This is a genomic window from Streptococcus sp. A11, assembly GCF_043674225.1.
GTDB classification, from domain to species: domain Bacteria; phylum Bacillota; class Bacilli; order Lactobacillales; family Streptococcaceae; genus Streptococcus; species Streptococcus suis_V.
Window position 1 is genome coordinate 1 of the sequence record NZ_JBIMJS010000031.1, and the last position, 4,881, is coordinate 4,881.

The following is a 4,881-nucleotide window of genomic DNA, read 5'->3' on the forward strand; positions in this document are numbered from 1 at the left end:
GGATAAGTCCTCGAGCGATTAGTATTGGTCCGCTACATGTGTCGCCACACTTCCACTTCCAACCTATCTACCTGATCTTCTCTCAGGGCTCTTACTAACATAAAGTCATGGGAAATCTCATCTTGAGGTGGGTTTCACACTTAGATGCTTTCAGCGTTTATCCCTTCCCTACATAGCTACCCAGCGATGCCTCTGGCGAGACAACTGGTACACCAGCGGTAAGTCCACTCTGGTCCTCTCGTACTAGGAGCAGATCCTCTCAAATTTCCTACGCCCGCGACGGATAGGGACCGAACTGTCTCACGACGTTCTGAACCCAGCTCGCGTGCCGCTTTAATGGGCGAACAGCCCAACCCTTGGGACCGACTACAGCCCCAGGATGCGACGAGCCGACATCGAGGTGCCAAACCTCCCCGTCGATGTGAACTCTTGGGGGAGATAAGCCTGTTATCCCCAGGGTAGCTTTTATCCGTTGAGCGATGGCCCTTCCATACGGAACCACCGGATCACTAAGCCCGACTTTCGTCCCTGCTCGAGTTGTAGCTCTCGCAGTCAAGCTCCCTTATACCTTTACACTCTGCGATTGATTTCCAACCAATCTGAGGGAACCTTTGGGCGCCTCCGTTACCTTTTAGGAGGCGACCGCCCCAGTCAAACTGCCCGTCAGACACTGTCTCCGATAGGGATAACCTATCCGGGTTAGAGTAGCCATAACACAAGGGTAGTATCCCAACAGCGCCTCCTCCGAAACTGGCGTTCCGGAATCATAGGCTCCTACCTATCCTGTACATGTGGTACAGATACTCAATATCAAACTGCAGTAAAGCTCCATGGGGTCTTTCCGTCCTGTCGCGGGTAACCTGCATCTTCACAGGTACTAAAATTTCACCGAGTCTCTCGTTGAGACAGTGCCCAAATCATTACGCCTTTCGTGCGGGTCGGAACTTACCCGACAAGGAATTTCGCTACCTTAGGACCGTTATAGTTACGGCCGCCGTTTACTGGGGCTTCAATTCAGATCTTCGCTTACGCTAAACCCTCCTCTTAACCTTCCAGCACCGGGCAGGCGTCACCCCCTATACATCATCTTACGATTTAGCAGAGAGCTGTGTTTTTGATAAACAGTTGCTTGGGCCTATTCACTGCGGCTGCCTTTAAGACAGCACCCCTTCTCCCGAAGTTACGGGGTCATTTTGCCGAGTTCCTTAACGAGAGTTCTCTCGCTCACCTGAGGCTACTCGCCTCGACTACCTGTGTCGGTTTGCGGTACGGGTAGAGTATGATACAACGCTAGAAGATTTTCTCGGCAGTGTGACGTCACTAACTTCGCTACTAAACTTCGCTCCCCATCACAGCTCAATGTTACAGATACAAGCATTTGACTCATATCACACCTCACTGCTTAGACCGGCACTTCCAATCGCCGGCTTTAGTTAGCCTACTGCGTCCCTCCATCACTTCATACTCTAGTACAGGAATATCAACCTGTTGTCCATCGGATACACCTTTCGGTCTCTCCTTAGGTCCCGACTAACCCAGGGCGGACGAGCCTTCCCCTGGAAACCTTAGTCTTACGGTGGATGGGATTCTCACCCATCTTGCGCTACTCATACCGGCATTCTCACTTCTATACGCTCCAGCGCTCCTCACGGTACACCTTCATCGCCTATAGAACGCTCTCCTACCATACCACATTGTGGTATCCACAGCTTCGGTAATATGTTTTAGCCCCGGTACATTTTCGGCGCAGGGTCACTCGACTAGTGAGCTATTACGCACTCTTTGAATGAATAGCTGCTTCTAAGCTAACATCCTAGTTGTCTGTGCAACCCCACATCCTTTTCCACTTAACATATATTTTGGGACCTTAGCTGGTGGTCTGGGCTGTTTCCCTTTCGACTACGGATCTTAGCACTCGCAGTCTGACTGCCGACCATAAATCATTGGCATTCGGAGTTTATCTGAAATCAGTAAACCGAGATGGCCCCCTCATCCAAACAGTGCTCTACCTCCAAGATTCTTAATGTCGACGCTAGCCCTAAAGCTATTTCGGAGAGAACCAGCTATCTCCAAGTTCGTTTGGAATTTCTCCGCTACCCACAAGTCATCCAAGCACTTTTCAACGTGCCCTGGTTCGGTCCTCCAGTGCGTCTTACCGCACCTTCAACCTGCTCATGGGTAGGTCACATGGTTTCGGGTCTACGTCATAATACTAATGCGCCCTATTAAGACTCGGTTTCCCTACGGCTCCGTCTCTTCAACTTAACCTCGCATCATAACGTAACTCGCCGGTTCATTCTACAAAAGGCACGCTCTCACCCATTAACGGGCTCGAACTTGTTGTAGGCACACGGTTTCAGGTTCTATTTCACTCCCCTTCCGGGGTGCTTTTCACCTTTCCCTCACGGTACTGGTTCACTATCGGTCACTAGAGAGTATTTAGGGTTGGGAGATGGTCCTCCCAGATTCCGACGAGATTTCGCGTGTCTCGCCGTACTCAGGATACTGCTAGGTATAAAGACTATTTCGACTACGAGGCTGTTACTCTCTTTGGCGACCCTTCCCAGAATCTTCGTCTATACTCTTTAAGTCCACATTGCAGTCCTACAACCCCGAAGAGTAAACTCTTCGGTTTGCCCTCCTGCCGTTTCGCTCGCCGCTACTAAGGCAATCGCTTTTGCTTTCTCTTCCTGCAGCTACTTAGATGTTTCAGTTCACTGCGTCTTCCTTCTACTAGTCTTAACAACTAGTGATGACAGGCATCAACCTGCCGGGTTCCCCCATTCGGACATCTCTGGATCTACGCTCACTTACAGCTCCCCAAAGCATTTCGTCGTTTGTCACGTCCTTCATCGGCTTCTAGTGCCAAGGCATCCACCGTGCGCCCTTATTAACTTAACCTTATTAACCTAATTTTTTCAAAAATTAGAAATTGTACTCAGACTAGAAAACTAGTAATTTAGATAAATCCTCTTGTAGTCCTAAGACTACTGCGATGATTTCCTAAAATCATACGTTTTCTTTAACGTCTTCGTAACTTAATTAAACTCATTAAATATTCACAGCGTTTTCGGTTTATTTTCTTGTTACTATTTCTATATGTACTTTCATACATAAAGGAATGTTTGATAGATATTCAATTTTCAATGGACAAGCTTAACAACTTCCGTTGTTAATGGAGCCTAGCGGGATCGAACCGCTGACCTCCTGCGTGCAAAGCAGGCGCTCTCCCAGCTGAGCTAAGGCCCCGTACACCTTATGTGTCTTGGGTAGGTTTTTAACAAAACCTCTCAAAATTAAAGAAGACTAACGTACAGGTTCCGTTTCCTTAGAAAGGAGGTGATCCAGCCGCACCTTCCGATACGGCTACCTTGTTACGACTTCACCCCAATCATCTATCCCACCTTAGGCGGCTGGCTCCAAATGGTTACCTCACCGACTTCGGGTGTTACAAACTCTCGTGGTGTGACGGGCGGTGTGTACAAGGCCCGGGAACGTATTCACCGCGGCGTGCTGATCCGCGATTACTAGCGATTCCGACTTCATGTAGGCGAGTTGCAGCCTACAATCCGAACTGAGACTGGCTTTAAGAGATTAGCTTGCCGTCACCGACTTGCGACTCGTTGTACCAGCCATTGTAGCACGTGTGTAGCCCAGGTCATAAGGGGCATGATGATTTGACGTCATCCCCACCTTCCTCCGGTTTATTACCGGCAGTCTCGCTAGAGTGCCCAACTAAATGATGGCAACTAACAATAGGGGTTGCGCTCGTTGCGGGACTTAACCCAACATCTCACGACACGAGCTGACGACAACCATGCACCACCTGTCACCTCTGCTCCGAAGAGAAACCCTATCTCTAGGGCGGTCAGAGGGATGTCAAGACCTGGTAAGGTTCTTCGCGTTGCTTCGAATTAAACCACATGCTCCACCGCTTGTGCGGGCCCCCGTCAATTCCTTTGAGTTTCAACCTTGCGGTCGTACTCCCCAGGCGGAGTGCTTAATGCGTTAGCTGCGGCACTGAGTCCCGGAAAGGACCCAACACCTAGCACTCATCGTTTACGGCGTGGACTACCAGGGTATCTAATCCTGTTCGCTCCCCACGCTTTCGAGCCTCAGCGTCAGTTACAGACCAGAGAGCCGCTTTCGCCACCGGTGTTCCTCCATATATCTACGCATTTCACCGCTACACATGGAATTCCACTCTCCCCTTCTGCACTCAAGTTTGACAGTTTCCAAAGCGTACTATGGTTAAGCCACAGCCTTTTACTTCAGACTTATCAAACCGCCTGCGCTCGCTTTACGCCCAATAAATCCGGACAACGCTCGGGACCTACGTATTACCGCGGCTGCTGGCACGTAGTTAGCCGTCCCTTTCTGGTAAGATACCGTCAAGTGAGAAACTTTCCACTCTTCTCACAGTTCTTCTCTTACAACAGAGCTTTACGATCCGAAAACCTTCTTCACTCACGCGGCGTTGCTCGGTCAGGGTTGCCCCCATTGCCGAAGATTCCCTACTGCTGCCTCCCGTAGGAGTCTGGGCCGTGTCTCAGTCCCAGTGTGGCCGATCACCCTCTCAGGTCGGCTATGTATCGTCGCCTTGGTGGGCCTTTACCCCACCAACTAGCTAATACAACGCAGGTCCATCTCATAGTGAAGCAGTTGCTCCTTTCAAGCATCTACCATGCGGTAAATACTGTTATGCGGTATTAGCTATCGTTTCCAATAGTTATCCCCCGCTATGAGGCAGGTTACCTACGCGTTACTCACCCGTTCGCAACTCATCCGGAAGAAGCAAGCTCCCTCCTTCAGCGTTCTACTTGCATGTATTAGGCACGCCGCCAGCGTTCGTCCTGAGCCAGGATCAAACTCTCATTAAAA

General features: G+C 50.1%; 1 tRNA gene and 2 rRNA genes. All 3 read right to left on the reverse strand.

The features are described from left to right. Positions 1–2,901: ribosomal RNA gene (locus tag ACHBIF_RS11255) — 23S ribosomal RNA — on the reverse strand; the annotation flags it as partial. Between the two features lie 275 nt (positions 2,902–3,176). After that, positions 3,177–3,249: transfer RNA gene (locus ACHBIF_RS11260), tRNA-Ala, on the reverse strand. A gap of 83 nt (positions 3,250–3,332) precedes the next feature. Further along, a 16S ribosomal RNA gene (locus ACHBIF_RS11265) occupies positions 3,333–4,880 on the reverse strand. Position 4,881: the final 1 nt, after the last annotated feature.